Source organism: Microbacterium sp. KUDC0406, assembly GCF_021582875.1.
Lineage (GTDB): Bacteria > Actinomycetota > Actinomycetes > Actinomycetales > Microbacteriaceae > Microbacterium.
Map to the genome: position 1 here is coordinate 926,835 of NZ_CP091138.1, position 25,198 is coordinate 952,032.

Genomic DNA, 25,198 nt, shown 5'->3' on the forward strand with positions numbered 1-25,198 from the left:
GGGGAATCACTGAGCGGCTTCGAACAACGCCATCACGTCGGCGGACGCATCGGCGATCGTGAGGGTCACGACCGGCCGGCCGTGCTCTGCGAGCACCGCAGCGTCACCGGCGGCCTGAGCCTCGATGAGCTGGCCGAACGTGAACGGACGGTCGGGGATCTCCAGGTCCACGTCGGTGCGCTCCAGGATCTGCACGAACACACCCTGGGCGGGACCGCCCTTGTGGTACTGCCCCGTGGAGTGCAGGAATCTCGGTCCCCACCCGAACGTCGCGGGACGTCCGGAGTCGGCGGCGACCATCTCGCGCAGACCCTGCAGCTGCGGCAGGTCGAGACGGTCGACGTAGGCCTGCACGGCGACGTAACCGTCGGCGGGCAGTTCGGCCCACAGGGCGTCCAGGACGCCCTCGATCGTGCCGGAAGCGGCCAGAGCGGGGTCCGAGACCCGCACTTCGATGCCGTCCTGGACGAACGCCGCTGGCGCCGGCTCCGGCCGCGCGTCGAGCAGGCCGCGCGCAGCGACCTTGGCCGACTCTACGTCGGGCTGGTCGAAGGGGTTGATACCCAGCAGCCGGCCGACGATCGCGGTGGCGTACTCCCAGACGACGAACTGCGCGCCGAGCGTGCCGCTGACGAGGATCTCGCCCGGGTGGCGCTCGTGCAGGTGGAACTCGTCGGCGTCGTCGACCAGACGCAGCAGCTGCAGATCGGCGGGCGTGCTCTCGACCTCGGGCGAGACGGGGAGCAGCACGACGGGAAGGACGCCGGTGCCCTCCTTGCCGGTGGACTCCGCGATGAGCTGCTCGATCCAGTCCGGCAGGCCGACGATGTGCGTGCCGTCGGTGATCAGGCCCAGCTTGTCGCGGCGCGGGTCGGCGCCGGCGATCGCCGCGGCCAGCCGCAGCGCAGGATTGTCCGCCGTGTCGACGGCGACCTCCAGGAGCGAGGCCTCGGCCTCGTCGAGCAGCTCGGAGACATCGGCGCCGGCCAGCCCGGAGGGCACCAGGCCGAACGCGGTGAGCGCGGAGTAGCGGCCGCCCACGTTCGGGTCGGCGTTGAACACGCGGTAGCCGGCCTCGCGCGCCGAGGCGTCCAGCGGAGAGCCGGGGTCGGTGACGACGATGATGCGCTCGGCCGGGTCGATGCCGATGTCGCGGAACGCGGCCTCGAAGGTGCGGCGCTGCGAGTCGGTCTCGACCGTGGAGCCCGACTTCGACGACACCACGAGCGCGGTGCGTGCGAGGTCGTCGTCGAGTGCGGCCAGCACCTGCCCCGGTGCCGTGGAGTCGAGGATGGTCAGCGGCACGCCCGCGGTCTGCGTGATGACCTCGGGCGCCAGCGAAGAACCGCCCATGCCCGCGAGCACGAAGCGATCGACGCCGTTCGCGGTGAGCTGTTCGCGCAGCGCGGTGATCTCGACGACCAGCGGGCGCGAGACCGACACGGCCTCCAGCCAGCCGAGGCGGATCGAGGCCTCGGCCTCGGCCTCCGGTCCCCACATCGTGGCGTCGCCACTGGTGAGGCGGGTGGCGACGAGCTCGGCGACGAGCCGCGGCACCGTGTTCTCGACCGCGGCGGCCGCCGCGCCCGAGACATGGACGGTGACGCTCATCGGGCGGCCTCGAGCCCCTTGGCCACCTGGGTGAGCAGGTCGTGCCACGAGTCGATGAACTTCGCGACGCCCTCGTCCTCGAGCACCTGGGTGACATCGTCGAAGTCGACGCCGGCGGCCTTCAGGCCCGCGAACACCTCGCGGGACGCGTCGTACGTCGAGGTCACGCTGTCACCGGTGACGACACCGTGGTCGAAGGTGGCCTCCAGGGTCTTCTCGGGCATCGTGTTCACCACGCCGGGAGCGACCAGCTCGGTCACGTACAGCGTGTCGGGCAGCGCCGGGTCCTTGACGCCGGTCGACGCCCACAGCGGACGCTGCGGTGTGGCACCGGCATCCAGCAGCGCCTTGGCGCGGTCCTCCGCGAAGGTCTTCTCGTACAGCTCGTAGGCGAGGCGGGCGTTGGCGAGACCGGCCTTGCTCTTCAGCGCCGCGGCCTCTTCGGTGCCGATCGCCGAGAGGCGCTTGTCGGTCTCCGTGTCGACGCGGGACACGAAGAAGGAGGCGACCGAGTGGATGCCGGACAGATCGATGCCCGCCTCCTTCGCGGTCTCCAGGCCGGTCAGGTAGGCGTCGATCACCTCGGCGTAGCGCTCGAGGCTGAAAATCAGCGTGACGTTCACGCTGATGCCGGCGCCGATCGCCGCGGCGATGGCCGGCAGGCCGGCCTTGGTCGCGGGGATCTTGACGAGGAGGTTCGGCCGGTCGACGCGCGCCCAGAGGTCCTTGGCCTGAGCGATCGTGCCGTCGGTGTCGTGTGCGAGGTCGGGGAGACCTCGATCGAGACGCGCCCGTCCACGTGCGAGGTCGCGTCGTACACCGGCCGGAACACGTCCAGCGCGTCGCGCACGTCCTGCGTGGTCGCCGCGAACACGGCGTCGACGGCGGATGCCCCGGACGCCGCGAGCTCGGCCACCTGCGCGTCGTACGAGGTGTCGTCAGGATTGGTCATCGAGTTCGCGAAGATCGTCGGGTTGGTGGTGACGCCGACGACGTTGCGGGTGTCGATGAGCTGCTGCAGGTTGCCGGACTGGATACGGGTGCGGGACAGGTCGTCGAGCCAGATGCTGACGCCGGCGGCCGAGAGGTCTGCGGTGGGGGTGCTCATGCGTTCTCCTTGATGCTCTCGCGCGCCGCCTCGACGACGGCTTCGGCGGTGATGCCGAACTTCTGGAACAGGGTCTTGTAGTCGGCGGATGCGCCGAAGTGGTCGATGCCGACGGAACGGCCGCGGTCGCCGACGATGCCGCGCCAGCTCAGCACGGAACCGGCCTCGACCGAGACGCGTGCGGTCACGGATCCGGGCAGCACGCTCTCGCGGTAGGCCTCGTCCTGCTCGGCGAACCACTCCAGCGACGGGGCGGACACGACGCGGGCGTTCACGCCCTCGGCGGCGAGGGTCTCGCGGGCGGCGACCGCCAACTGCACCTCGGAGCCCGTGCCGATGAGGATGACGTCGGGGGTGCCGTTCGGAGCCTCCGCGAGCACGTAAGCGCCCTTCGCGGTGTTCGCCGCGGAGGCGAACTCGTCGCCGGAGGCCGCCCCGGCGCCCCGGGCGAAGTTCGGCACGTTCTGACGGGTCAGGGCGAGGCCTGTGGGTCCGCCGCGCCTGCCGAGAATCTCGAGCCACGCCGCCGCGGTCTCGTTCCCGTCCGCAGGGCGGACGATCGTCATGTTCGGGATCGCACGCAACGCCGCGAGCTGCTCGATCGGCTGGTGTGTCGGACCGTCCTCGCCGAGGGCGACCGAGTCATGCGTCCAGACGAACACGCTCGGCACGTTCATCAGTGCGGCCAGGCGCACGGCGGGGCGCATGTAGTCGCTGAAGATGAGGAAGGTGCCGCCGAAGGGACGGGTCGGGCCGTGCAGCACGATGCCGTTCAGGATGGCGCCCATCGCGTGCTCGCGGATGCCGAAGTGCAGCACGCGGCCGTACGGGCTTCCCTTCCATTCATGCGTGGACCACTCCGCCGGGATGAACGACGCGGCATCGGCGATGGTGGTGTTGTTCGAGCCCGCCAGGTCGGCGGAGCCGCCCCACAGCTCGGGGAGCTTCGGCGAGAGAGCGTTGATGACCTTGCCGGATGCCGCGCGGGTGGACACCTCGGTGCCGGCCTCGAACACCGGCAGCGCCTCCGCGACGCCCTCGGGCAGTGCGTGCGCCTCGAGGCGGTCGAGCAGGGACTTGCGCTCGGGGTTGGCGGCTGCCCAGGCGTCGAACGACGACTGCCAAGCGGCGCGGTCCTCGGCCGCGCGGGCGCCCAGTTCGCGGGTGTGGGCGATGACGGCGTCCTCGACGACGAACGCCTTCTCGGGGTCGAAGCCGAGCACGACCTTGGTGGCCGCGACCTCGTCCGCGCCCAGCGCGTTGCCGTGCACGGCCTCGGTTCCCGACTTGTTCGGGGCCGGCCAGCCGATGATGGTCTTCAGGATGATCAGCGTGGGCTTGCCGGTCTCGGCCTTGCCCTGCTCGATCGCGTCGTCCAGCTCCTGCACGTCCTCGACGTACTGCCCGGTACGGCGCCAGTCGACCTCGAGCACCTGCCAGCCGTACGCCTCGTACCGCTGACGCACGTCCTCCGTGAACGCGACGTCTGTGTCGCCCTCGATCGAGATCTGGTTCGAGTCGTAGATGGCGATCAGGTTGCCGAGCTGCTGGTGCCCCGCGAGGGACGACGCCTCGCTGGTCACGCCCTCCTGCAGGTCGCCGTCTCCGGCGATCACGTAGACGTGGTGGTCGAAGGGGCTGGAACCGGCTGCGGCATCCGGATCGAACAGGCCGCGCTCGTAGCGCGAGGCGTACGCGAAGCCGACCGCGGAGGCGAGGCCCTGGCCGAGAGGGCCGGTCGTGACCTCCACGCCCTTCGTGTGCCCGTACTCCGGGTGACCGGGCGTCAGCGATCCCCAGGTGCGCAGCGATTCGAGATCCGACAGCTCGAGGCCGAACCCGCCCAGGTAGAGCTGGATGTACTGAGTGAGGGACGAGTGCCCGACCGAGAGGATGAAGCGGTCCCGCCCGATCCAGTGCGTGTCCGCCGGATCGTGGCGCATGACTCGCTGGTAGAGCAGGTAGGCCACGGGAGCGAGGCTCATCGCCGTGCCCGGGTGGCCGTTCCCCACCTTCTGCACGGCGTCCGCCGCCAGTACGCGTGCGGTGTCCACCGCTCGCCGGTCGAGATCGTTCCAGATGACTTCCGCCACGGTCATGCCCCTTCTGACAAGGAAAAAGGCGCCCGTCTTCCCTGCGCGATCCGCGTCGTCACGGAGGTGTGTGCACAGCGCCTGGGCGCGCGAGTGCTCCCCAGCATAGTGCGGTGAGGGGAGGGTGAAGCGGTTCGTTTCGGCGCCGACCGTCCGCGTTCGGTGCCGTAGACTCGGAGGTAACTGTCAGCATTCGCATGGAGGAGGCGATCGCGATCTCGACGACGTCGCAGACCGATGCCCGTACGCACTCGCTCGGTCAGAAGATCCGCGGCTATGTGGCGCTGACGAAACCCCGCGTGATGGAGCTCCTCCTGGTCTCCACGGTGCCGGTGATGATCCTCGCCGCCGGCGGGATGCCCGACCTCTGGCTCGTGCTCGCGACGGTGCTGGGTGGTGCCATGAGCGCCGGCTCCGGCGGCATCCTTCAACATGTACCTCGATCGCGACATCGACGTGCACATGAAGCGCACCGAGAACCGTCCGCTCGTGACCGGCGAGGTGTCGCCGCGCGGCGCACTGGTGTTCTCCTGGGTGCTCGCGGTCGTGTCGACCGCCTGGCTGTGGCTGACGACGAACTGGCTGGCGGCGGCGCTGTCCGCGACCGCGATCTTCTTCTACGTGGTCATCTACACGATGATCCTCAAGCGGCGCACCGAGCAGAACATCATCTGGGGCGGCATCGCCGGGTGCTTCCCGGTCGTCATCGGCTGGTCCGCGGTGACGGGCTCGCTCGCCTGGCCGCCGATCGTGCTGTTCGTGCTGGTCTTCCTGTGGACCCCGGCGCATTACTGGCCCCTGTCGATGAAGTACAAGGACGACTACGACGACGTCGACGTGCCGATGCTGGGAGTCACGCGCTCCCCGTCGCAGGTGGGCCTGCAGGTCATCCTGTACGCGTGGGCGACCGTCGCGTGCTCGCTGCTGCTCGTGCCCGTCGCAGGCATGGGCCTGGTGTACACGGTCTCGGCCCTGGTCTTCGGCGGCTGGTTCATCTACGAGTCGCACCGGCTGTACAACCGCGCCGTGCACCGCGACGAGCCGCGACCGATGCGTGTGTTCCACGCCTCGATCACGTACCTGACCCTGATCTTCCTCGCGGTGGCAGTCGATCCGCTGCTGCCGTTCTGACCGACGGATGACGAAGGGCCGGCCCCGAGCGGGGCCGGCCCTTTTCGCGTTCCGGATCAGCGGCCGGGTGCCCCGACGGGCTCGGCGGGGGAGTCCGCCTCGGCCGGATGCTCCGCCTCAGCGGCATCCTCGAGCGGGGCTGCTTCGTCGGCATCCGCCCCGGGCGCGGACGATGCCTCGTCCTGCGCAGCCCCGTCGACCGGCTCGCCGGCCTCGGCCTGCGGGCGGGGGAGGAGCGCCTTCGCGGCCGCGAGGGCCAGCGCCAGCAGCAGGCCGATCACTCCGCAACCCAGCACCACCGCGCCGAGCATCACCCAGCTCTGCCCGGCGTACACCTCGACGCCGGTGGCAGTGCCGTCGAGCAGCGCTGACGTCATCGCGCCGATCTGCCGGGTGGACAGCCACCCGCCCAGGCCGATCGCGATGAGCGACAGCAGCACCAGAGCGAGGTAGGGGACGGAGCGGACGAGCGATGTCTTCTTCATGTCCGGAACTCTTCCGGATCGCCTGATGCGCGCGTTGTGCGCCGGCTATGCGTGGCCTGCGTGCGCCGCAGCGAGGGCGGGGTCCTCATAGGCGGAGACCGGGCGCTTCAGGTTCAGCACGACCACCGTGTAGGCGGCGGCCGAGAGCGAGGCCAGCATCATGTGGATGCCGACCAGTACCGGCGGCAGACCGTGACGGGCCTGCAGCACGCCCACGAGGACCTGCACCAGTACAGCGACGGCCAGCACGATGAGCCAGTTGCGCGGCGGCAGGCGCAGCACGAAGGCGCTGATCAGCAGTGCCACGATGAGCGCGGCGAGGATGTAGCCGGGCCAGGAGTGCACATGTGCCAGCCAGGTGGCGTCGAACCCGTTGCGCTGGATGTTCGCGTCGCCGGAGTGCGGACCGGAGCCGGTGGTGAGCACGCCGAACAGGATCGTGACGGCCAGCGCGAGCCCGGTGACGTGGGTGAGGATGGTGAACCAACGCGGCACGGCCGCCCTGCGTGGGCCCGGAGTCGCGTTCATCCGGACCAGGAACGCGGCCGTGACACACACCAGCAGCAGCGAGGATGCGTAGTGGAAGCCGACGACGAATGCGTTCAGCTCGGTCAGCACGGCGAAGCCGCCGACGACCGCCTGCGCCATCACGCCTGCGAGCACGATCCACGCCAGCAGCGCCAGATCGCGGCGCTGTGTGGTGCGGCGCAGCGAATCGATTGCGCCCGCGAGCACCGACAGCAGCAGCGCAGCGGACATCAGCGCCGCCGAGTAGATCACGCCCGTCCCCGCGGCGATCGCGTACACGGCGACCGCCAGCGCCACACCGCCGAGCGCGAACCAGAGTGCGCGGAAGACGAGGGAGCGCCCGCCGACGGCGTGCACGGTGAGCAGGACGACCGCGAGTGCGACCAGGCCGACGACACCGGTCATCGTGCGGTTGCCGAACTCGATCAGGCCGTGGATGCCCTGCTCAGGAAGCGGGACGAGCGACTCCGGAGTGCACAGCGGCCAGTCCGAGCATCCGAGACCCGAGCCGGTGAGCCGCACCGCTCCGCCGGTGCCGATGATGATCACCTCGGCCAGGAACGACAGCCAGGCGAACACCCGGAGCGGGCGGGAGAGGATCGTGCCCGTCTCGGGACGGGACGTGGCGGAACTGGCGTGCATGGCACCTCCGGCCCGCACGCAACCTGGGAAACGGCTCGGATGCCGGCGGAACCTGTAGAATCGGATTGTTGCGATGCGCGCGCCGAGCGCGAGACGCATCAGCAACAGTTTAGGCGCGATGAACGCGTCGCTGATGAGGGCCCCACAGCGGCATCCCATCCCCGGTCACTCGACGGGGGTCGGGCATGCCGGGGCGGATGACACCGTTTGCGGCCTGTAGAGGAGAGTGTGTATGTCGGATGTGCTGATCGACCGCCCCGAGCTCGAAGGTCTGGGGGTGTACGAATTCGGCTGGCACGATGAGGACGTCGCCGGCGCCAGTGCGAAGCGCGGCCTGAGCGAAGCCGTCGTGCGCGACATCTCCGGCCTCAAGAACGAGCCGGAATGGATGCTGAAGACCCGTCTGAAGGGTCTCGGCCTGTTCGGCCGCAAGCCGATGCCGACCTGGGGCGCAGACCTCAGCGACATCGACTTCGACAACATCAAGTACTTCGTCCGCTCCACAGAGAAGCAGGCGCAGTCGTGGGAGGACCTCCCCGCCGACATCCGCGAGACCTACGAGCGTCTGGGGATCCCCGAGGCCGAGCGCCAGCGCCTGGTCGCCGGCGTCGCCGCCCAGTACGAGTCCGAGGTGGTCTACCACCAGATCCGCGAGGACCTCGAGGCGCAGGGCGTCATCTTCATGGACACCGACACCGCGCTGCGCGAGCACCCGGAGTTCTTCGAGGAGTACTTCGGCACCGTCATCCCGCCCGGCGACAACAAGTTCGCCGCGCTGAACACGGCCGTGTGGTCGGGCGGCTCGTTCGTCTACGTGCCGAAGGGCGTGCACGTCGAGATCCCGCTGCAGGCGTACTTCCGGATCAACACCGAGAACATGGGCCAGTTCGAGCGCACGCTGATCATCGCCGACGAGGACAGCTACGTGCACTACATCGAGGGCTGCACCGCCCCGATCTACAAGTCCGACTCGCTGCACTCGGCCGTGGTCGAGATCATCGTGAAGAAGAACGCCCGCGTGCGCTACACGACGATCCAGAACTGGTCGAACAACGTCTACAACCTGGTCACCAAGCGCGCCGTGGCGCACGAGGGCGCCACCATGGAATGGGTCGACGGCAACATCGGCTCCAAGGTGACGATGAAATACCCGTCGATCTACCTGATGGGCGAGCACGCCAAGGGCGAGACCCTGTCGGTCGCCTTCGCCGGTCCCGGCCAGCACCAGGACGCCGGCGCGAAGATGATCCACATGGCGCCGTACACGCAGTCGTCGATCGTCTCGAAGTCGATCGCCCGCGGCGGCGGTCGCGCCGGCTACCGCGGTGAGGTGCGAGTGGACCCGTCCGCGCACCACTCCGCGAACACCGTGCGCTGCGATGCGCTGCTGGTCGACACGCAGTCCCGCTCCGACACCTACCCGGCGATCGACATCCGCGTCGACGACGTGCAGCTGGGCCACGAGGCGACCGTCTCGAAGGTCAGCGAGGAGCAGCTGTTCTACCTGCAGTCCCGCGGGATGCCGGAGGACGAGGCGATGGCGATGATCGTGCGCGGCTTCATCGAGCCGATCGCGCGCGAGCTGCCGATGGAGTACGCGATGGAGCTCAACAAGCTCATCGAGATGGGCATGGAAGGTTCGGTGGGCTGACCCGTGACAACCGCATACATCGAGGTCGAGCCTGCCTTCGTGCCGGTGCAGACCCGTTCAGAGCGGCCGCACTCGTTCGAGCCGGACGACTTCGGCGCACCGAACGGCCGTGAGGTCAACTGGAAGCACACGCCCGTCGAGAAGCTGCGCGCCCTGTTCGAGGTCGCGTCGCAGAACGACGGAGTGACCTACGAGGTCAGCTCGGACCAGTTCGTGGGCGCACCGCTCGCGGCGGGCACCGCTCCGCGCGGCGAGTTCTTCCGCCCCGAGGACGTCGTCTCCGCCGTGGCCTGGAAGGGCGCGGTCGAGGCGCTGCACATCGACATCCCGCAGGACGCCGAGGTCGCCGAACCCATCGTCGTGACAGTCACCGGCCAGGGCGCTGAGCGCCGCGCCGACGGCCACATCGTGATCGAGGCCGGCGTCAACAGCTCGGCCACCGTGCTGCTGCGCCACCTGGGCTCCGCCCAGTACGCGCAGAATGTCGAGATCCTGGTCCGCGACGGCGCGAAGCTCACCGTGGTCAGCGTGCAGCAGTGGCAGGACGACGCCGTGCACGCGGCATCCCACCAGGTGCAGGTCGGTCGAGACGCCGCGCTCACCCACTCGGTCGTCAGCTTCGGCGGCGGTCTGGTCCGCGTGAACCCGAACGTCGAGCTCGCCGGAAACGGCGCGCAGGGCCGCCTGTACGGACTGTCCTACGCCGACGCCGGGCAGCACCTCGAGTCGCAGGTGTACCTGTACCACAAGGGCGCTCACACGGTCGGCGACGTGCTCTACAAGGGTGCGCTGCAGGGCGAGAGCGCACACAGCGTGTGGATCGGCGACGTGCTCATCGGCGCCGACGCGGTCGGCACCGACTCCTACGAGGCGAACCGCAACCTGGTGCTGACCGAGGGCGCCCGCGCCGACTCGATCCCGAACCTCGAGATCGAGACCGGCGACATCCTGGGTGCCGGCCACGCCAGCGCCACCGGTCGCTTCGACGACGAGCAGCTCTTCTACCTGCAGGCACGCGGGATCGACGAGGAGCAGGCGCGGCGTCTGGTCGTGCTCGGCTTCCTCAGCGACATCGTCCAGCGCCTCGGCATCCCCTCGCTGGAGGAGGAGCTCATGATCGCCATCGAGGCCGAGCTCGCCGAGGTGAACGGGTGACCGCGCAGCGCGCCTGCGCCCTGAGCGAGCTCGAGCAGGACACGCCCCTGCGCGTGGTGCTCGACGGCAAGCCGATCGCCGTGGTTCGCGACTCGAACGACGTCGTGCACGCGATCGGCGACACCTGCACCCACGGCGACATCTCGCTGTCCGAGGGCTTCGTCGAGGGCGAGACGCTGGAGTGCTGGGCGCACGGCTCCCAGTTCTCGCTCATCACCGGCAAGCCCCTCAACCTCCCCGCTTTCGAGCCCGTCCCGGTCTACACCGTCACGATCGACGGAGACGACGTGCTCATCGACCCGAGTGCGACGGTCGCGGCCTGAGCCGCAGTCGCACGAGAAACGAAGGAATTCTGAATGTCTGTTCTTGAGATCCGCGACCTGCACGTGACGGTCGAGACGGATGCCGGAACCACCCCCATCCTCAACGGCATCGATCTGACGATCAAGACCGGCGAGACCCACGCCATCATGGGCCCGAACGGCTCCGGCAAGTCGACGCTGGCCTACACGATCGCCGGACACCCGAAGTACACCGTCACCCAGGGCACGATCACCTTCGACGGTGAGGACGTCCTCGCGATGACCGTCGACGAGCGCGCCCGCGCCGGCCTGTTCCTGGCCATGCAGTACCCGGTCGAGATCCCCGGTGTCACCGTGACCAACTTCCTGCGCACCGCGAAGACCGCGCTCGACGGCGAGGCGCCGTCGATCCGGCAGTGGACCAAGGACGTCAAGTCGGCGATGACCAACCTGCGCATGGACCCGAAGTTCGCTCAGCGCAACGTCAACGAGGGCTTCTCCGGCGGCGAGAAGAAGCGCCACGAGATCCTGCAGCTGGAGGTGCTCAAGCCGAAGTTCGCCGTGCTCGACGAGACCGATTCCGGCCTCGACGTGGACGCGCTGAAGATCGTCTCGGAGGGTGTGAACCGCGCCAAGGAGGAGACGAACCTCGGCGTGCTGCTGATCACGCACTACACCCGCATCCTGCGCTACATCCGCCCGCAGTTCGTGCACGTGGTCGTCGCGGGCAAGATCGTCGAAGAGGGCGGTCCCGAGCTGGCCGACCGCCTCGAGGACGAGGGCTACGACCGATTCCTCGACCCCGCCGCTCCCATCGAAGCGTAGGCTGAGGCCATGACCGCAACGCTGACCGACGAGAAGTACGACGAGGTCACCGAGGCTCTGAAGGATGTCATGGATCCCGAGCTCGGGATCAACGTCGTCGACCTGGGACTGATCTACGATCTCGCCTGGGACGACGAGAACGACGCACTCGTCATCCACATGACCCTGACCAGCGCCGGATGCCCGCTCACCGACGTGCTCGAGGAGCAGACCGCGCAGGCACTGGACAACGTGGTGGACCGGTTCCGCATCAACTGGGTGTGGATGCCGCCGTGGGGTCCTGAGCGGATCACCGACGACGGGCGCGACATGATGCGCGCTCTCGGCTTCGCGATCTGAGATCATCCGGTCGCCCCGCGAGGAGCGCAGCGACAAGACGACACGCAGCAGCGACGAGACGACACGCCTCAGGTATTCCTGGGGCGTTTCGTCTCGTTTCGCTCGCTCAACGACCCTGGCGGCGTCGATAGGCTCGTTCCTATGACTGCCGCTCCCATCCGCGCCCTTCCTCTCGACGTCCTGCGCCGGCGCTCGAGCGAGAAGTGGCGGGAGTATCCGGCGGACGTCCTGCCGATGTTCGTCGCCGAGACGGACTTCCCGCTCGCGCCGGCGATCACCGCGGCGCTGGAGCGCGCGGTGCGAATCGGCGACACGGGATACGTCGCCTCCCAGACGCCGCTCGCGGACGCCTACGCGGCCTTCGCCCGGCGCCGGTTCGGCTGGAGCCCCGACCCCTCCGGCATCCGCTCCACCGCAGACGTGAGCATGGGGATCGTCGAGATCCTGCGCCGCGTGATCGCGCCGGGGGAGCGCGTGGTCGTCACGCCTCCGGTGTATCCGCCGTTCTTCGAACTCGTCTACGAGGCCGGCGGTGTCGTCGAGCGGGTGCCGCTGCACGACACCGGGTCGGGATGGGAACTCGACCTTGCCGGAATCGACGCCGCCCTCGGCGGTGGCGCGCGGGCCGTGCTGCTGTGCAATCCGCACAATCCGACCGGCTCGGTGCACAGCGCGAGGTCGCTCGCCGAGCTGGCCGAGATCGCCGAGCGGCACGGCGCGGTGGTCGTCTCCGACGAGATCCACGCGCCACTCGTGCAGCCGGCTGCCGGATTCACGCCGTTCCTCGCGGCATCCGAGGCGGCGGCGCGCGTCGGGTTCGCCGTGACCAGCGCCAGCAAGGCGTTCAACCTCGCGGGGCTGAAGTGCGCCGTGATGATCGCCGCCTGTGACGAGCACACCGCGGTGCTCCGCGGCCTGCCGGTCGAGGTGGAGTGGCGCACCGGGCAGTTCGGGCTGCTCGCGGCGGTGGCCGCCTTCTCTCCCGAGAGCGATGCATGGCTGGACGGTCTGCTCGCCGCCCTCGACGAGAACCGCCGGCTGCTCGGCACGCTGCTGGCCAAGCACCTGCCCGGCGCCCGGTACCGGATGCCGGAGGCCGGTTATCTCGCCTGGATCGATCTCACCGATCTCGGCTGGGGAGACGATCCCGCGAAGCGCATCCTCCGAGAGGCGAAGGTGGCGCTGCACTTCGGCCCGGCCTTCGGCGCCGAGGGTCGGGGGCACGTGCGGCTGAACTTCGGCACCGGCCCCGAGATCATCCGTGAGGCCGTGCAGCGCATCGCGCCGCTGGTCGGCTCGTGAGCGCCGAGGCCTCCGAAGCGACGATCTGGGACGGCCGGCGGCTGGGCATCACGATCGGTTCGGTCGTCCTGATCTTCCTCGCCGCGATCGAGGCGCTCGCCGTCACCACGGTGATGCCTGTCGTCGCCACAGATCTGCACGGCGAGGCGCTGTTCGCCGTCGCCTTCGCCGGGACCCTGGCGACCGGCGTCATCGGGATGGTGGCCTCCGGCGCCTGGAGCGACCGTGTCGGCCCCCGCGCGCCGCTGTACACCGCGATCGCGCTCTTCATCGCCGGTCTGCTGATCGCGGGGCTGGCGACGGACATGTACGTGTTCGTCCTCGGCAGGCTCGTGCAGGGACTCGGCGGGGAGGGCAGACCGTCGCCCTGTACGTCGTCGTGGCCAGGGTGTACCCGCCCCAGCTGCACGGGCGCATCTTCGCGGCCTACGCCGCGGCATGGGTGGTGCCGTCGATGGTCGGTCCGTTCCTGGCGGGTGCGGTGGCGCAGTACCTGCATTGGAGGTGGGCGTTCCTCGGCGTCGCCGTGCTCACCGCCGTCGCCTTCCTGCTGGTCGCGGTGCGCCTGCGCGGCATCGACCTGAACGCGCATCCGGAGGACGCCGAGGCACGCACGGCGGAGGCTCCGGCGACCGGCGCACGGATCGGACGGCGGATCCTCCTCGCGGTGGTCGTGGCGGTGGCGGCGGTCGCGGTCGGATTCGCCGCCGACGCGCCGCCGATGGCGGGATGGCCGCTCGCTCTGGTCTCGATCGCGGTGATCGGCGCGGCCATCCGCCCGCTGATGCCCTCCGGCACGCTGCGGGCCGCACCGCGTCTGCCGAGCGTCGTGCTCATGCGCGGACTCGCCGCCGGGGCGTTCTTCGCGGCTGAGGCGTACGTGCCGAAGATGCTCATGGAGCGGTTCGACTTCAGCCCGACGATCGCCGGGCTCGCCCTCACCGTGTCGGCGCTGGCCTGGTCGGGCGGCTCCGCCGTGCAGGGCCGGTACGGCGACCGGCTGGGCAGCCGGCGGATGGTCGTGATCAGCACCGCGCTCATGCTGGTCGCCTTCGGAGGCGTGCTCGTGATCGCGGCCCTGCACTCCTCCCCGTGGGCGGTCGTCGTGCTCTGGGGCTTCGCCGGCGGCGGGATGGGACTGCTCTACCCGCGGCTCACCGTGCTCACGCTGGCCTACTCAATCCCGGCCGATGAGGGGTTCAACTCCTCGGCGCTGTCGATCTCGGACTCCACGGGGTCGGCGGTCACGATCGCGATCGCCGGACTGCTCTTCGTCAGCCTGCCCGTCGCGGGTTCCGGGTTCCCCGTCGTGTTCGGCCTGGCGGTGGTCGTGCTGCTGATCGCCGCGATCCCCGGGCTCCGTCTCGGCGACGGTCCGGAGGGGACTGCCGCGGCGGCGCTCAGCGCTGCACCGGCTGCTGATCCGTCGCAGGGCTGAGCGCGGCGAAGGCCCGGATGCCGGCGCGGAACACGGCGTCGAGATCCTGAGTGGGGTCGTGCGCGGCCTCCGTCGTGGCGCCGACGCTCTGGGCATGCATGCGCTGCTGCACCAGGGTGGTGTGGCCCAGGACGAACTCGAACAGCGCGTCGGCGGACGCCGCGTCGCCGAGGACCGTCTGCAGTGCGTCCTGCGCGCGGCGCGTGCCCAGGCGCAGCGCATAGGTCGACATCACGACCTCGGCACCGTCGCGGTAGGCGAGCAGCGCGTCGCGGATGCCGGCGGCGACCTCGGCGACGTCGGTGCCTGCTGACGGACGGGGGACTCCGGAGAGGATGCGGTCGGCCACAGCGGCCAGCAGCTCCTGCTTGCTGGCGAAGTGCCAGTACAGCGCGCTCGGCTGCACGTCGAGCTCTGCAGCCAGTCGGCGCATGGACAGGTCGGGGAGGCCGACGCGGTCGAGCAGGTCGAGAGCGAGCGTCGTCACGGAGTCGCGGTCGTGTCGTCCTGGTGCCATGCGACAAGTATACTGAACGGCGTTCAGGTGAACAGTGTTCAGGAGGTTTCTCGTGTCTGCATCCCCCGTCCTCTCGGCGCCGATCTGGCGCGCATCGCCGTTTTCGCGGCGCTGATCGTCGTGCTCGGCATGGTCGTGGTGCCGCTCCCCGGTGGCGTGCCGATCACCGCCCAGACGCTCGGCGTGATGCTCGCCGGACTCGTGCTCGGCGCGCGCCGCGGGGCGCTGGCCGTGCTGCTGGTGCTGGCCCTCGCCGCGATCGGTCTCCCGGTGCTCGCCGGCGGGCGTGGCGGCCTCGGCGTGTTCGTCGGTCCCTCCGCGGGGTATCTGCTCGGCTGGGTCGCGGGCGCCGTCGTGATCGGGCTGATCGCCCACCGGGGGAGGTTCGTCTGGTGGCGGGCCGGTCTCGGTGCGGTCGTGGGCGGCATCCTCGTCGTCTACCTCTTCGGCATCCCGGTGCAGGCGCTCGTCACCGGCGTCCCGCTCGCGCCCACCGCGCTCTCCAGCCTCGCCTTCCTGCCCGGCGACCTGCTGAAGGCGGCGGCGGCGACCCTGCTGGCCGTCGCCCTGCACCGCGCCTACCCGCGCGCGTTCGAGAGTCGTGCGGCGGCGGTCCATGCGGTCTGAGACGGCGACGGACACCTCGATCTGGCTCGAGGGGATCGGGGTCGAGGCGGAGGGTCGCCCGATCCTCGTGGACGTCACCGTGCGACTGACCGCGCAGCGCACCGCCGTGATCGGCGGGAACGGCTCGGGAAAGTCCACGTTCGCCCGCCTGCTGAACGGGCTGCGGCTGCCGACCTCCGGCCGGCTGCGGGTGCTCGGACTCGATCCCGTGCGCGACGCGAAGGAGCTGCGGAGCCGGGTCGGGTTCGTCTTCACCAACCCTGAGGCACAGATCCTGATGCCCACGCCCGCGGAGGATCTGGCGCTGTCGCTGCGGGGGACGCCGCGGCAGCGGCTGCGGGATCGGATCGAGGTGGTGCTCGACGAGTACGGTCTGGCGGGTCGGGGCGACGTCCCCGCGGCCGCGCTGTCCGGCGGTCAGAGGCAGCTCCTCGCCCTGGCATCCGTGCTGGTGACCGGACCCGAGCTCGTCGTCGCGGATGAGCCGACCACCCTGCTCGATCTGCGCAACGCCCGCCGCATCGGTGATCTGCTGCTGGCACGGGAGTCGCGACTCGTGCTGGTCACGCACGACCTCGAGCTCGCCGCGCGCTGCGACGACGCGGTGCTGTTCGAGGACGGCCGGGTGCGAGCGCAGGGCGACCCCGCAGAGGTGATCGAGGAGTACCGGGCGAGCTGCACATGATCGCGCTGTACCACTCCGGCGGGGGCGTCCTGCATCGGCTGCCCGCGGGGCGAAGCTCGCAGGACTGGTGGTCTGCGCGCTGGCGCTCTCCCTCTGGCGGCCGGACGCGATCGGGATGCTCCTCGTCGTGCCGGCGGTGTCCGTGGTGTACCCGATCGCCGGTCTTCCGGTGTCGATGCTGGTGGACGCCTGGTGGCGGCTGCGCTGGATCGTGCTGGTGCTCGGCGGAGGGCTATGGCTGTTCGCGGGACCGGAGACGGCCGCCGTGAACACCGGCAGGGTCGTCGCTCTCGTGCTGCTCGCTGACCTCGTCACAAGGACGACCCGTATGGGTGATCTGCTGGCTGTTCTGGAGCGTGTGCTGCGGCCGCTCCGGCGCCTCGGCGTCGATGCCGAGGCCGTCGCGCTGACGATCTCGCTCACCATCGCGATGGTGCCGGTGATCGCCGGCCTCGCCGAGCAGGTGCGTGACGCGCAGCGGGCACGGGGACGCGGCTCGGCGTGCGCGCGGCGCTGCCGCTGCTGGTGCTCACGATGAAGCATGCCGACGACGTCGGGGACGCGCTCGCGGCGAGGGGTGTCCTCCGATGATCCGCGTGGGCGAGCGTCTGATCCGAGGCGCGGTCGTCGACGCGCAGACGCGGTGCGAGCACTACCGCACGAGTCCGGATGTGGTGGCTATGCGGTTCCACTGCTGCGGCGAGTGGTACCCCTGTGTGCACTGCCACGACGAGGCCGCCGACCACCCGCGTACGGTGTGGCCGGCGGCGCAGGGCGGGGTCGAGGCGGCGCTATGCGGTGTGTGCGCCCGCGGCATGAGCGTCGCGGAGTACCGCGCGGCCGCCGAGTGCGCCGGATGCGGGACCGCGTTCAATCCGCGCTGCGCGCTGCATCACTCCCTGTACTTCGAGTGACCGCACCGGCGTCACGATCGCGAGCGCACCGGCAAGGGCCGTGAGCGCGGCGATCACCGTCGTCGTGGAGGTGCCGTGCACCAGCAGGAGCACGATCCCGGCCGTGCCGAGTGCCGCCGCGACCGCGACCGGGCCGGCTCCGAGCGACCTCCTCGGCAGACGGATCGCCTCGATGCTCGACAGACGCAGGCTGATCAGCGCGGTGATCCCCAGTGCGAGTGCCAGCCAGACCGGGCGCCCCAGCCACCAGCCCGGCGAAGCCGGTGCCGGCAGATCGAGCATGCCGGCGGTCGCCAGCAGCGCCGATGCACCGGCGAGCGCCAGCAGCACGGTCATATGCCAGAGGTAGATGGTCATCGCACGCTCCGAGACGAATCCGGCGAAGGCACGGGCACGAGGCCGTGCGGCGAAGGAGGCGATCGGCGCGCGCAGCAGCGAGTACGCGGCGGTGTGCACGACGCCGACGAGGATCAGCGCTGCCGTCGGCGGGTTGATGTTGGCGATGAGGTCGGGGAGTACGCCCCCGTGAGGAAGGACGCGACGAGCATGGCGAGGGCCGCCGCACCGATGCCAATGCGTGCCTGTCGCGACAGTGCGTCGATGCGCCCGTCCGCCAGGAGGAATCCGAGCTGCTGCATGGTGAGCCAGACGAAGCCGAGGTTCAGGAATCCGATGGCGTCGAGGCCCGTCGCGGCGCGTGCGAGGTCGACCCCGACCGCGCAGGCGGCCAGCACGGCGATCGTGACGTACGGCGCCCTGCGGTGCGCACGGACGAGGATCGGCAGCAGAGACTGCGCGAGCAGGAACACCGCGAGGAACCAGAGAGGCTGCCCGAACCGGTAGCCCGCGACGGCGACGAGTTCGGCCGGGACGCCGGCGAGCGCGAGTGCGGACAGCCCGATCCCGGCGGCGGCGATCACCGCCAGCGCGGGCAGCAGCAGGCGGTGCAGACGGGTGGCGACGAACGAGGTCGCCGAGCCCTCCGGCATCCGTTCGTACGCGGTGATGCCGGCGAAGCCCCCGATCACGAAGAACAGCGGCATCACCTGCAGCACCCAGCTGACCGGCACGAGCCACCAGCCGGAGTCTCCGGCGTTGGCGAACACCGGGCCGTCGGCGGTGACCGTGACCCCGACCATGAGGGAATGCAGCACGACGACGGCTGTCACGCACAGGGCGCGGAGCAGGTCGATCGCGTGGTCGCGCCCGGTGCGGGCGGCGGCGGATGGGGACATCGGGACCTCCGGGGATCGTGGTGTCCTCGGAGGTTATGGACGCGGCATCCGGCCTGGCATCCCGCGACGGTGTCGTCCTGCGTCGTACCGGAGTATCAGGCGGCCGGCTCGACCAGGCCGTTGTCGTAGGCGTAGATCACCGCGTGCACGCGGTCGCGCAGCCCGAGCTTGGCGAAGACCTTCCCGACGTGGGTCTTCACGGTCTGCTCGGCGATGAACAGCTCGCCGGCGATCTCAGAGTTCGAGCGACCCTGGGCGATCAGCACCAGCACCTCGCGCTCGCGCTCGGTGAGCTCCGCGTACGCCGGGTCGATTCGGCGGGCGTGCGGCCGCCGCGACGAGAAGTGCTCGATCATCCGCCGGGTCACGCGCGGCGACAGCAGCGCATCTCCGGAGGCGATCACCCGCACGGCGTGCACAAGGTCGTCGGGCAGCGCGTCCTTGAGCAGAAACCCGCTCGCGCCCGCCTCGAGCGCGTCGTAGACGTAGTCGTCGATGTCGAACGTCGTCAGCATCAGGATGCGCGGGACGTGCGCCGACGGATAGGAGGGGCCGAGGATGCGCCGCGTGGCGGCGATGCCGTCGAGCTCCGGCATCCGCACGTCCATCAGGATGACGTCGGGATCGAGCCGAGCCGACAGCCGCGCCGCCTCCTCGCCGTCCGCGGCCTGCCCGGCCACCGAGATGCCGTCCTGGGCGTCGAGCAGCGCGGCGAAGCCCGCGCGCACCATGCCCTGGTCGTCGGCCACGAGTACGCGGATCGTCATGCGGTTCCCTCCTGTTCGGCGCCGGATGCGGGATGCCGGCGGCAGCCGTGCGGACACCGCCCATCCTCCCGCAGCATCCGGTCCCGCCTGCACAGCACCGCCGAGGATCTCGGCGCGCTCGGACATGCCGCGCAGGCCATGGCCGCCGCCCGCTCCCTGCGGAGCCCGTTCGACGGGACGGGCGTTGACGACCCGCACGAAGACCTCGTCGGCCGTCTCGTCGAGCGCGACGGCGATCTTCGCGCCCGGCGCGTGCCGGACGGCGTTGCTCAGCGCCTCCTGGGTGATGCGGTAGAGCGCGATCTGCACGGCCGCGTCGACGTCGCCCGCGATGCGTCCGGAGAGGGCGACGTCGGCGCCGGCCCGACGGGTGGTCTCGACCAGCGCACCGAGATGATCGATGCCGCGCTGCGGCGCGAGGTCTGCTGCGTGGTCGGCGGTGCGCAGGACGCCGAGAATGCGGCGCATCTCCCCGAGCGAGGAGCGGGCTGTCGCGGCGATGTCTTCGAACTCCGATGCGGCGTCATCCGGCATGTCGGGAAGACGGTAGCGCGCCGTCGAGGCCTGCACCTGGATGAGCGACATGCTGTGCGCGACCACGTCGTGCAGTTCACGGGCGATGCGCGTGCGCTCCTCGACGAGCTCGCGGCGAGCCTGCTCCTGCGCGGACTGCGCACGTTCCCGGGTCAATTCGTCGCTGATGCGGAGCTGACCGGCGGCGAGCACGGCGATGAGGAACGCCGCGGAGGCGACCGATGCGGTGACGATGAGGTCGGCGATCACCGCACCCGAGACAGCGGCATCGGGAACGACGCCGGCCGGCACCATCACCAGGATCGTACCGGCGATCAGCACGAAGAGCCCGTACCGCCAGCCGTGCTGCAGCGTGAGAGCGAAGAGGAACACGACGAAGGCGATGATCATCGGCACCGACCACGGCCAGGGCGCAGAGGTCGCCGTCTCGGGAAGGGCTGCCATCAGCGGGAGCAGGACTGCGGCGACGAGGAACGCGGCGATGGCCGTGCGCGGCCTGTGCCTGCTGATGAGCGGCGCCGTGACGGCCGCCGCGCCGAGGATCATGACCATGGGAAGGTAGCTGCCGTAGAGCTGCACGTGCACCGGCACGAGGACCGGGTACAGCGTCACCGCGATGACCGACAGCACGGCGACCTGGGCGGTCTCCCGGTCGCGCAGACGGCGGAACATCACGGCGATGCGGGAGGGCTTCCCGCGGCGTGCGGTCCTCTCCTCCGCCTTCGCCGCCTTGCGCGCGGTTTCCTGTTCGGCGTGCGCCGCCCTGCGCGCGGATCTGCGCTCCGCCGTCCTCCGCATAGCAGTCATCCTGCCATCTGCGCGGGCTCCGGTCGTGCCGCATCCTCGTCTGCGCCGGTCTCGCGGCCGGCGCGGCGACGACGACGGGATGCCCCGATGCGGTCGACGACGATGCCCACGGCGACGGCGAACACGACGCCGAGCACCGCCGCCAGGAACGGCTGATTCGCCAGCCAGCTGCCCGCGAGGATGCCGATCGTCGCGCCGTACAGCGCCCAGGTGGTCGCCGCGATGGGGCTGACCGGAAGGAACCGGCGCCACGGGTATCCGAGGGCGCCGGCGGAGATGTTCACCGCGACACGACCCACCGGGATGTAGCGGGCGCCGATGATCAGCGTCGCGCCACGGCGCGCGAGCATGTGCTCGGCGTGCTCGAATGCCGCCGCGATGCGCGGGCGCTCCATCCAGCGGAACCTCTTCGTGCCGATCGCGCGGCCGAGAGCGTATGCCAGGTTGTCGCCGAGCATCGCGCCGAGCGCGGCGGCCAGGACGAGGGCGAGGATCGTGGGCCAGCCGCCGGTCGCCGCCGCGGCGGCGGCGCCGGCGACGAGCACCGTCTCGCTCGGCACAGGCGGGAAGACGGCGTCGATCGCGGCCACGGCGAACATGACGAGCAGCAGCCACGGCGAGGCGGCGGCGGTCAGGATGAAGGCATTGATGACGTCCACGTATACGACGGTAGGAAGCGGTGGTGGGGCCGCACATCAACCCGGGGGATCAACCGCGTCATACTCAGGTACCGTTCTCGCTCAGGTCGGCCACGTATACTGATCAGCTGGCCATTCGGCCATCCTCCCTCACCCTTTGAAGAACGGATGCTGCTGTGCTCGCCGTGCACGACCTCGAGATCCGCGTCGGCGCCCGTGTGCTGATGTCGGGCGTGTCCTTCCGCGTCGCCGACGGCGACAAGATCGGACTGGTCGGCCGCAACGGCGCGGGCAAGACCACCTTGACGAAGGTGCTCGCCGGAGACCTGCTGCCCTCGGAGGGCAAGGTCACCAAGTCGGGCGAACTCGGCTACCTGCCGCAGGATCCCCGTTCCGGCGATCCCGAGATGCTGGCGCGCACCCGCATCCTCGATGCCCGCGGCCTCGGCACTCTGCAGCTCGGCATCGCGACCGCGTCGCACGAGATGGCGTCCGACGACCCGAAGGTCGCCGACAAGGCCATGCGCCGGTTCGCGAACCTCACCGAGCGGTTCGAGGCCATGGGCGGGTACGCCGCCGAGGCCGAGGCGGCATCCATCGCGCACAACCTCTCGCTTCCGGATCGCATCCTGGACCAGCCGCTGAAGACGCTCTCCGGCGGTCAGCGCCGGCGCATCGAGCTGGCCCGCATCCTGTTCTCGGATGCCGGCACGATGATCCTCGACGAGCCCACCAACCACCTCGACGCGGACAGCGTCGTGTGGCTGCGCGAGTTCCTCAAGGGCTACAAGGGCGGGCTGATCGTGATCAGCCACGACGTCGAGCTGGTCGGCGAGACCGTGAACCGGGTGTTCTACCTGGACGCGAACCGCCAGGTCATCGACATCTACAACATGAACTGGCGCAACTACCAGCGTCAGCGGGTGGCCGACGAGGAGCGCCGCAAGAAGGAGCGCGCCAACGCCGAGAAGAAGGCCACCCAGCTGCAGCTGCAGGCCGCGCGGTTCGGCGCGAAGGCGTCGAAGGCCGCTGCAGCGCACCAGATGGTCGCGCGCGCCGAGAAGCTTCTCTCCGGGCTGGAGGAGGTGCGTCAGGTGGATCGGGTCGCGAAGCTGCGCTTCCCGAAGCCGGCGCCCTGCGGCAAGACGCCGCTCATGGCGTCCGGCCTGTCGAAGTCGTACGGCTCGCTGGAGATCTTCACCGATGTCGATCTCGCGATCGACCGGGGCTCGAAGGTGGTCGTGCTGGGGCTCAACGGTGCCGGGAAGACGACGCTGCTGCGCATCCTCGCCGGCGTCGACGAGTCCGACACCGGACAGCTCGAGCCCGGGCACGGTCTGAAGATCGGATACTACGCGCAGGAGCACGAGAACCTCGACGTGAGTCGTTCGGTGCTGCAGAACATGATGTCGGCCGCTCCCGACATCACCGAGACCGAGGCGCGCAAGGTGCTCGGCTCGTTCCTGTTCACCGGAGACGATGTGCTCAAGCCGGCCGGTGTGCTCTCCGGCGGCGAGAAGACCCGCCTGTCGCTGGCGACCCTGGTGGTGTCGTCGGCGAACATGCTGCTGCTCGACGAGCCGACCAACAACCTCGACCCCGCCTCGCGCGAGGAGATCCTCGGCGCGCTGGCGCACTACGAGGGTGCGGTGGTGCTCGTCTCGCACGACCCCGGAGCGGTCGAGTCGCTGAACCCCGAGCGCGTGCTGATCCTGCCCGACGGCGTCGAGGACATCTGGAGCAAGGACTACCAGGACCTCATCGAACTCGCGTAGGGCGTCGCGGCTGACTGGGCGGGAGCTGCCACGGCAGCATCTCGGAGAACCGCAGAATCGCGGATGCTTCCGCGCAGATCTCTCCGGCGTACTGCCGATCTCCGAGGACTTGTCCCGCGCTGCGACGCTCGTGGCGGAGCCGCTCGCGCGTTGCCCGCGGCAGCATCTCGGAGAACCGCAGATTCCCGGATGCTTCCGCGCAGATCTCTCCGTAATGCTGCGGATCTCCGCGCCTGCACTCGCCCTCCACAGGTGGGTCGGCCCCGGCAGCTGTGCACCGATCGGGAGATTCCGGGGAGTACGGATGCCGACGGCGGGCAAGCTGGCGGGCATGACAGGTGAGGACCGGGCGGAGCGCGCACTGCTGACGACTCGCGCGCTCGGCGGAGTCGCGCGCGTGAGCACGCTGAGGGACAACCACGTCTCGCGGCACGACGTCGGACTCGCACTCGGCGTCGGGGCGCTCGATCGCGTGAGGCAGGGATGGGTCGCGGATCCGAGCGCCGATCGGATGCTGGTGGAGGCCGCCCGTCACGGCGTGGTGCTGTCCTGCGTCACGCAGGCGAAGCGGATGGGCCTCTGGGTGCATGACGAGGAGTCTGAGCCGCACTGGGCCGCAGACCCCCGGAGCGGGGGAGGGAAGCCCGAGCACGTCCACATGCACTGGGCGAGGCCTCTTATCCCAAGGCATCCCGATGCGTTGGAGGACCCGATCGAGAACGTTCTCGCGCTTGTCGCCGACTGCCAGCCGCACGAGCAGGCACTCGCGACGTGGGAGTCGGCGATGAACCAGAAGCTGGTGAGTCGGGAGGCGCTGACTCGGCTTCCGCTCAAGCGGGTCGCACGTGATCTTCTCGCCGAGGCGATCCCCTTCGCGGACTCGGGCCTCGAGACCTACCTGCGAACCCGGCTGCACTGGCTCGGCCTGCCGCTGAGATTCCAGATCTGGATCGCCGGGCATCGCACCGATCTGCTGATCGGGGACCGGCTCATCCTGCAGATCGACGGCGCCACGCACACCGGGACGCAACGCAACGAGGACATCCGGCATGACGCCGAGCTGCGTCTGATGGGGTACCACGTGATCCGGGTCGGCTACCGCCAGATCATGGACGAGTGGCATGTGGTCCAGGACCTGATCATGCGCGCCGTGGCGCAGGGCCTGCACCTGGCGCAGCGCTGATCGCGTCGGTCGGCATCTCGTCGCGCTGACCTGCGCCCTTGGGCCTCGGGGAACTGCAACATCGCGGAGGCAGCCGCACCGTCGGCTCCGAGCTCGTGCAGATCTCCGAGATGCTGCCACGCCGTAGTATGCCGAGGTGAGCATACGCGCGATCTGCTGGGACTGGAACGGCACGCTGTTCGACGACGTCGAGATCTGCCGGCAGGTGATGAATCGTGTGCTCGTCGAACACGGCTGCGAGCCGTTCGCTGACCTGGCGGCTTATCGCGCGACGTTCCGCTTCCCGATCCGCGAGTTCTACGCGGATGCCGGGATCGGCGACGATCGCTTCCGTGATGCCGCGGAGCAGTACCTCGCCTGGCTGGAGGGGCGCACCGGCGAGGCAGCGCTGCATGCTGGCGTGGACGAGACCCTTGCCGCCGTGACGGCTCGCGGGATGACACAGGTGCTCGCTTCCGCGACGCTGCCTGACCTGCTCGCGTGTCAGCTGCAGCCGCACGGGTTGGCCGCACGCTTCGATCAGATCCTCTCGATCGCCGATGCCTTCCACCCGTCGAAGCACGATGTGATCGCCGGCTGGCTGCGCGATTCAGCCTTCGCGCCCGACGAGGTGCTCATGATCGGCGACACGAATCACGACCGCGAGATCGCCGCAGACCTCGGCACGCGCTTCGTGCACTTCGACGGCGGCCACCAGGCCGCCACTGTCGGCTCTCGCAGCATCCGTTCGCTGAGCCAGGTGCTCGACCTGCTCTGACCGGCGCCGGATGCCGCAGCAACTCGGGCTTCTGCCACATCCCGGAGGCCCCGCGGCGAAGCATCCGCGATTCGGCAGATCTCCGCGATGACGCCGCGCGCTCCGTCAGACGTGCGCGTCGAGCAGCGCGTCCTCGGTGTCGGCGTCCT

22 protein-coding genes and 5 pseudogenes are annotated in these 25,198 nt (G+C 70.0%); 16 read left to right on the plus strand and 11 right to left on the minus strand.

Features of this window, described 5'->3' with window-relative positions:
• Nucleotides 1–6: 6 nt before the first annotated feature.
• From L2X99_RS04695 to tkt, 3 genes and pseudogenes are all read right to left on the minus strand, one after another.
• Entirely contained in the window at nt 7–1,611 is a 1,605-nt protein-coding gene (locus L2X99_RS04695; protein ID WP_236124840.1) for a glucose-6-phosphate isomerase, read from the minus strand.
• Nucleotides 1,608–2,719, minus strand: a pseudogene (tal, locus tag L2X99_RS04700) (transaldolase). Before tal ends, L2X99_RS04695 begins: the two are co-directional and overlap by 4 nt.
• Complete coding sequence (tkt, locus tag L2X99_RS04705) at nt 2,716–4,818, minus strand: transketolase (RefSeq protein WP_442923500.1); 2,103 nt, start codon at nt 4,816–4,818, stop codon at nt 2,716–2,718. The pseudogene tal and the gene tkt overlap by 4 nt, the downstream one beginning before the upstream one ends.
• Nucleotides 4,819–5,021: 203 nt before the next feature.
• Between tkt and L2X99_RS04710 the strand changes: the two are divergent.
• A pseudogene (locus L2X99_RS04710) lies at nt 5,022–5,943 on the plus strand (heme o synthase).
• Between the two features lie 56 nt (nt 5,944–5,999).
• Here the strand turns inward: L2X99_RS04710 and L2X99_RS04715 are convergent.
• Nucleotides 6,000–6,428 carry a hypothetical protein gene (locus tag L2X99_RS04715; protein ID WP_236135689.1) on the minus strand — a complete coding sequence of 143 codons (429 nt, stop codon included), beginning with the start codon at nt 6,426–6,428 and terminating at the stop codon, nt 6,000–6,002.
• A gap of 45 nt (nt 6,429–6,473) precedes the next feature.
• On the minus strand, nt 6,474–7,598 hold the full coding sequence (locus tag L2X99_RS04720) for a COX15/CtaA family protein (RefSeq protein ID WP_236124832.1): 1,125 nt from the start codon (nt 7,596–7,598) through the stop codon (nt 6,474–6,476).
• Between the two features lie 232 nt (nt 7,599–7,830).
• On the opposite strand from L2X99_RS04720, the gene sufB reads away from it, so the two are divergent.
• The 8 genes and pseudogenes from sufB (at nt 7,831) to L2X99_RS18180 (ending at nt 14,610) form a co-directional block, all read left to right on the plus strand.
• Entirely contained in the window at nt 7,831–9,249 is a 1,419-nt protein-coding gene (gene sufB / locus L2X99_RS04725) for a Fe-S cluster assembly protein SufB (protein ID WP_236135690.1), read from the plus strand.
• Nucleotides 9,250–9,252: 3 nt separating this feature from the next.
• Nucleotides 9,253–10,404, plus strand: coding sequence for a Fe-S cluster assembly protein SufD (gene sufD, locus L2X99_RS04730; protein WP_236124830.1), 1,152 nt, complete (start codon nt 9,253–9,255; stop codon nt 10,402–10,404).
• Nucleotides 10,401–10,727 (plus strand): non-heme iron oxygenase ferredoxin subunit, encoded by a 327-nt coding sequence (locus tag L2X99_RS04735; protein WP_236124829.1) that lies wholly within the window; start codon nt 10,401–10,403, stop codon nt 10,725–10,727. The genes sufD and L2X99_RS04735 overlap by 4 nt, the downstream gene beginning before the upstream one ends.
• A gap of 33 nt (nt 10,728–10,760) precedes the next feature.
• Nucleotides 10,761–11,531: a Fe-S cluster assembly ATPase SufC gene (gene sufC / locus L2X99_RS04740; RefSeq protein ID WP_236124826.1), complete on the plus strand. Its 771-nt coding sequence runs from the start codon at nt 10,761–10,763 to the stop codon at nt 11,529–11,531.
• A 9-nt stretch (nt 11,532–11,540) separates the two neighbouring features.
• On the plus strand, nt 11,541–11,870 hold the full coding sequence (locus L2X99_RS04745) for a metal-sulfur cluster assembly factor (RefSeq protein WP_116242845.1): 330 nt from the start codon (nt 11,541–11,543) through the stop codon (nt 11,868–11,870).
• A 141-nt stretch (nt 11,871–12,011) separates the two neighbouring features.
• The gene (locus L2X99_RS04750; protein WP_236124825.1) at nt 12,012–13,172 is read left to right on the plus strand and encodes a MalY/PatB family protein; all 1,161 of its coding nucleotides are present in this window, start codon (nt 12,012–12,014) and stop codon (nt 13,170–13,172) included.
• A 113-nt stretch (nt 13,173–13,285) separates the two neighbouring features.
• Nucleotides 13,286–13,974, plus strand: a pseudogene (locus L2X99_RS18175) (MFS transporter); the annotation flags it as partial.
• Between the two features lie 93 nt (nt 13,975–14,067).
• Nucleotides 14,068–14,610: an MFS transporter gene (locus tag L2X99_RS18180; protein ID WP_329608169.1), complete on the plus strand. Its 543-nt coding sequence runs from the start codon at nt 14,068–14,070 to the stop codon at nt 14,608–14,610.
• Here L2X99_RS18180 and L2X99_RS04765 read toward each other — a convergent pair.
• A complete protein-coding gene (locus L2X99_RS04765) occupies nt 14,573–15,127 on the minus strand; it encodes a TetR family transcriptional regulator (protein WP_236135691.1) in 555 nt (184 codons plus the stop codon). The genes L2X99_RS18180 and L2X99_RS04765 overlap by 38 nt on opposite strands.
• 27 nt (nt 15,128–15,154) lie before the next feature.
• Here L2X99_RS04765 and L2X99_RS04770 point away from each other — a divergent pair, with 27 nt between their 5' ends.
• The 4 genes and pseudogenes from L2X99_RS04770 to L2X99_RS18185 form a co-directional block, all read left to right on the plus strand.
• A complete protein-coding gene (locus tag L2X99_RS04770) occupies nt 15,155–15,754 on the plus strand; it encodes a biotin transporter BioY (protein ID WP_236124818.1) in 600 nt (199 codons plus the stop codon).
• Entirely contained in the window at nt 15,744–16,439 is a 696-nt protein-coding gene (locus L2X99_RS04775) for an energy-coupling factor ABC transporter ATP-binding protein (protein WP_236135692.1), read from the plus strand. The genes L2X99_RS04770 and L2X99_RS04775 overlap by 11 nt, the downstream gene beginning before the upstream one ends.
• 67 nt (nt 16,440–16,506) lie before the next feature.
• On the plus strand, nt 16,507–16,977 hold the full coding sequence (locus tag L2X99_RS04780; protein WP_236124816.1) for an energy-coupling factor transporter transmembrane component T: 471 nt from the start codon (nt 16,507–16,509) through the stop codon (nt 16,975–16,977).
• 142 nt (nt 16,978–17,119) lie between these two features.
• Nucleotides 17,120–17,212: pseudogene (locus L2X99_RS18185) on the plus strand (CHY zinc finger protein); the annotation flags it as partial.
• Between the two features lie 18 nt (nt 17,213–17,230).
• On the opposite strand, the gene L2X99_RS18190 reads toward L2X99_RS18185, so the two are convergent.
• The 5 genes and pseudogenes from L2X99_RS18190 to L2X99_RS04805 form a co-directional block, all read right to left on the minus strand.
• Nucleotides 17,231–17,809 (minus strand): hypothetical protein, encoded by a 579-nt coding sequence (locus tag L2X99_RS18190; RefSeq protein ID WP_329608132.1) that lies wholly within the window; start codon nt 17,807–17,809, stop codon nt 17,231–17,233.
• Nucleotides 17,810–17,823: 14 nt separating this feature from the next.
• Nucleotides 17,824–18,588, minus strand: a complete 765-nt coding sequence (locus L2X99_RS04790) for an acyltransferase family protein (RefSeq protein WP_236135693.1) — start codon at nt 18,586–18,588, stop codon at nt 17,824–17,826.
• 95 nt (nt 18,589–18,683) lie between these two features.
• Nucleotides 18,684–19,355: a response regulator gene (locus tag L2X99_RS04795; protein WP_236126908.1), complete on the minus strand. Its 672-nt coding sequence runs from the start codon at nt 19,353–19,355 to the stop codon at nt 18,684–18,686.
• A 96-nt stretch (nt 19,356–19,451) separates the two neighbouring features.
• Nucleotides 19,452–20,696 (minus strand): annotated as a pseudogene (locus tag L2X99_RS18195) (sensor histidine kinase); the annotation flags it as partial.
• Nucleotides 20,693–21,355: a DedA family protein gene (locus L2X99_RS04805; RefSeq protein ID WP_236124813.1), complete on the minus strand. Its 663-nt coding sequence runs from the start codon at nt 21,353–21,355 to the stop codon at nt 20,693–20,695. The pseudogene L2X99_RS18195 and the gene L2X99_RS04805, both read right to left, overlap by 4 nt.
• Before the next feature lie 155 nt (nt 21,356–21,510).
• Between L2X99_RS04805 and L2X99_RS04810 the strand changes: the two genes are divergently transcribed.
• The 3 genes from L2X99_RS04810 to L2X99_RS04820 all read left to right on the plus strand — a co-directional run bounded on the left by L2X99_RS04810 (nt 21,511) and on the right by L2X99_RS04820 (nt 25,049).
• Nucleotides 21,511–23,109 (plus strand): ABC-F family ATP-binding cassette domain-containing protein, encoded by a 1,599-nt coding sequence (locus L2X99_RS04810; protein WP_236124812.1) that lies wholly within the window; start codon nt 21,511–21,513, stop codon nt 23,107–23,109.
• Nucleotides 23,110–23,413: 304 nt separating this feature from the next.
• A complete protein-coding gene (locus L2X99_RS04815; RefSeq protein ID WP_236135694.1) occupies nt 23,414–24,292 on the plus strand; it encodes an endonuclease domain-containing protein in 879 nt (292 codons plus the stop codon).
• A gap of 136 nt (nt 24,293–24,428) precedes the next feature.
• Nucleotides 24,429–25,049 (plus strand): HAD family hydrolase, encoded by a 621-nt coding sequence (locus tag L2X99_RS04820; protein ID WP_329608133.1) that lies wholly within the window; start codon nt 24,429–24,431, stop codon nt 25,047–25,049.
• Nucleotides 25,050–25,198 lie beyond the last annotated feature (149 nt).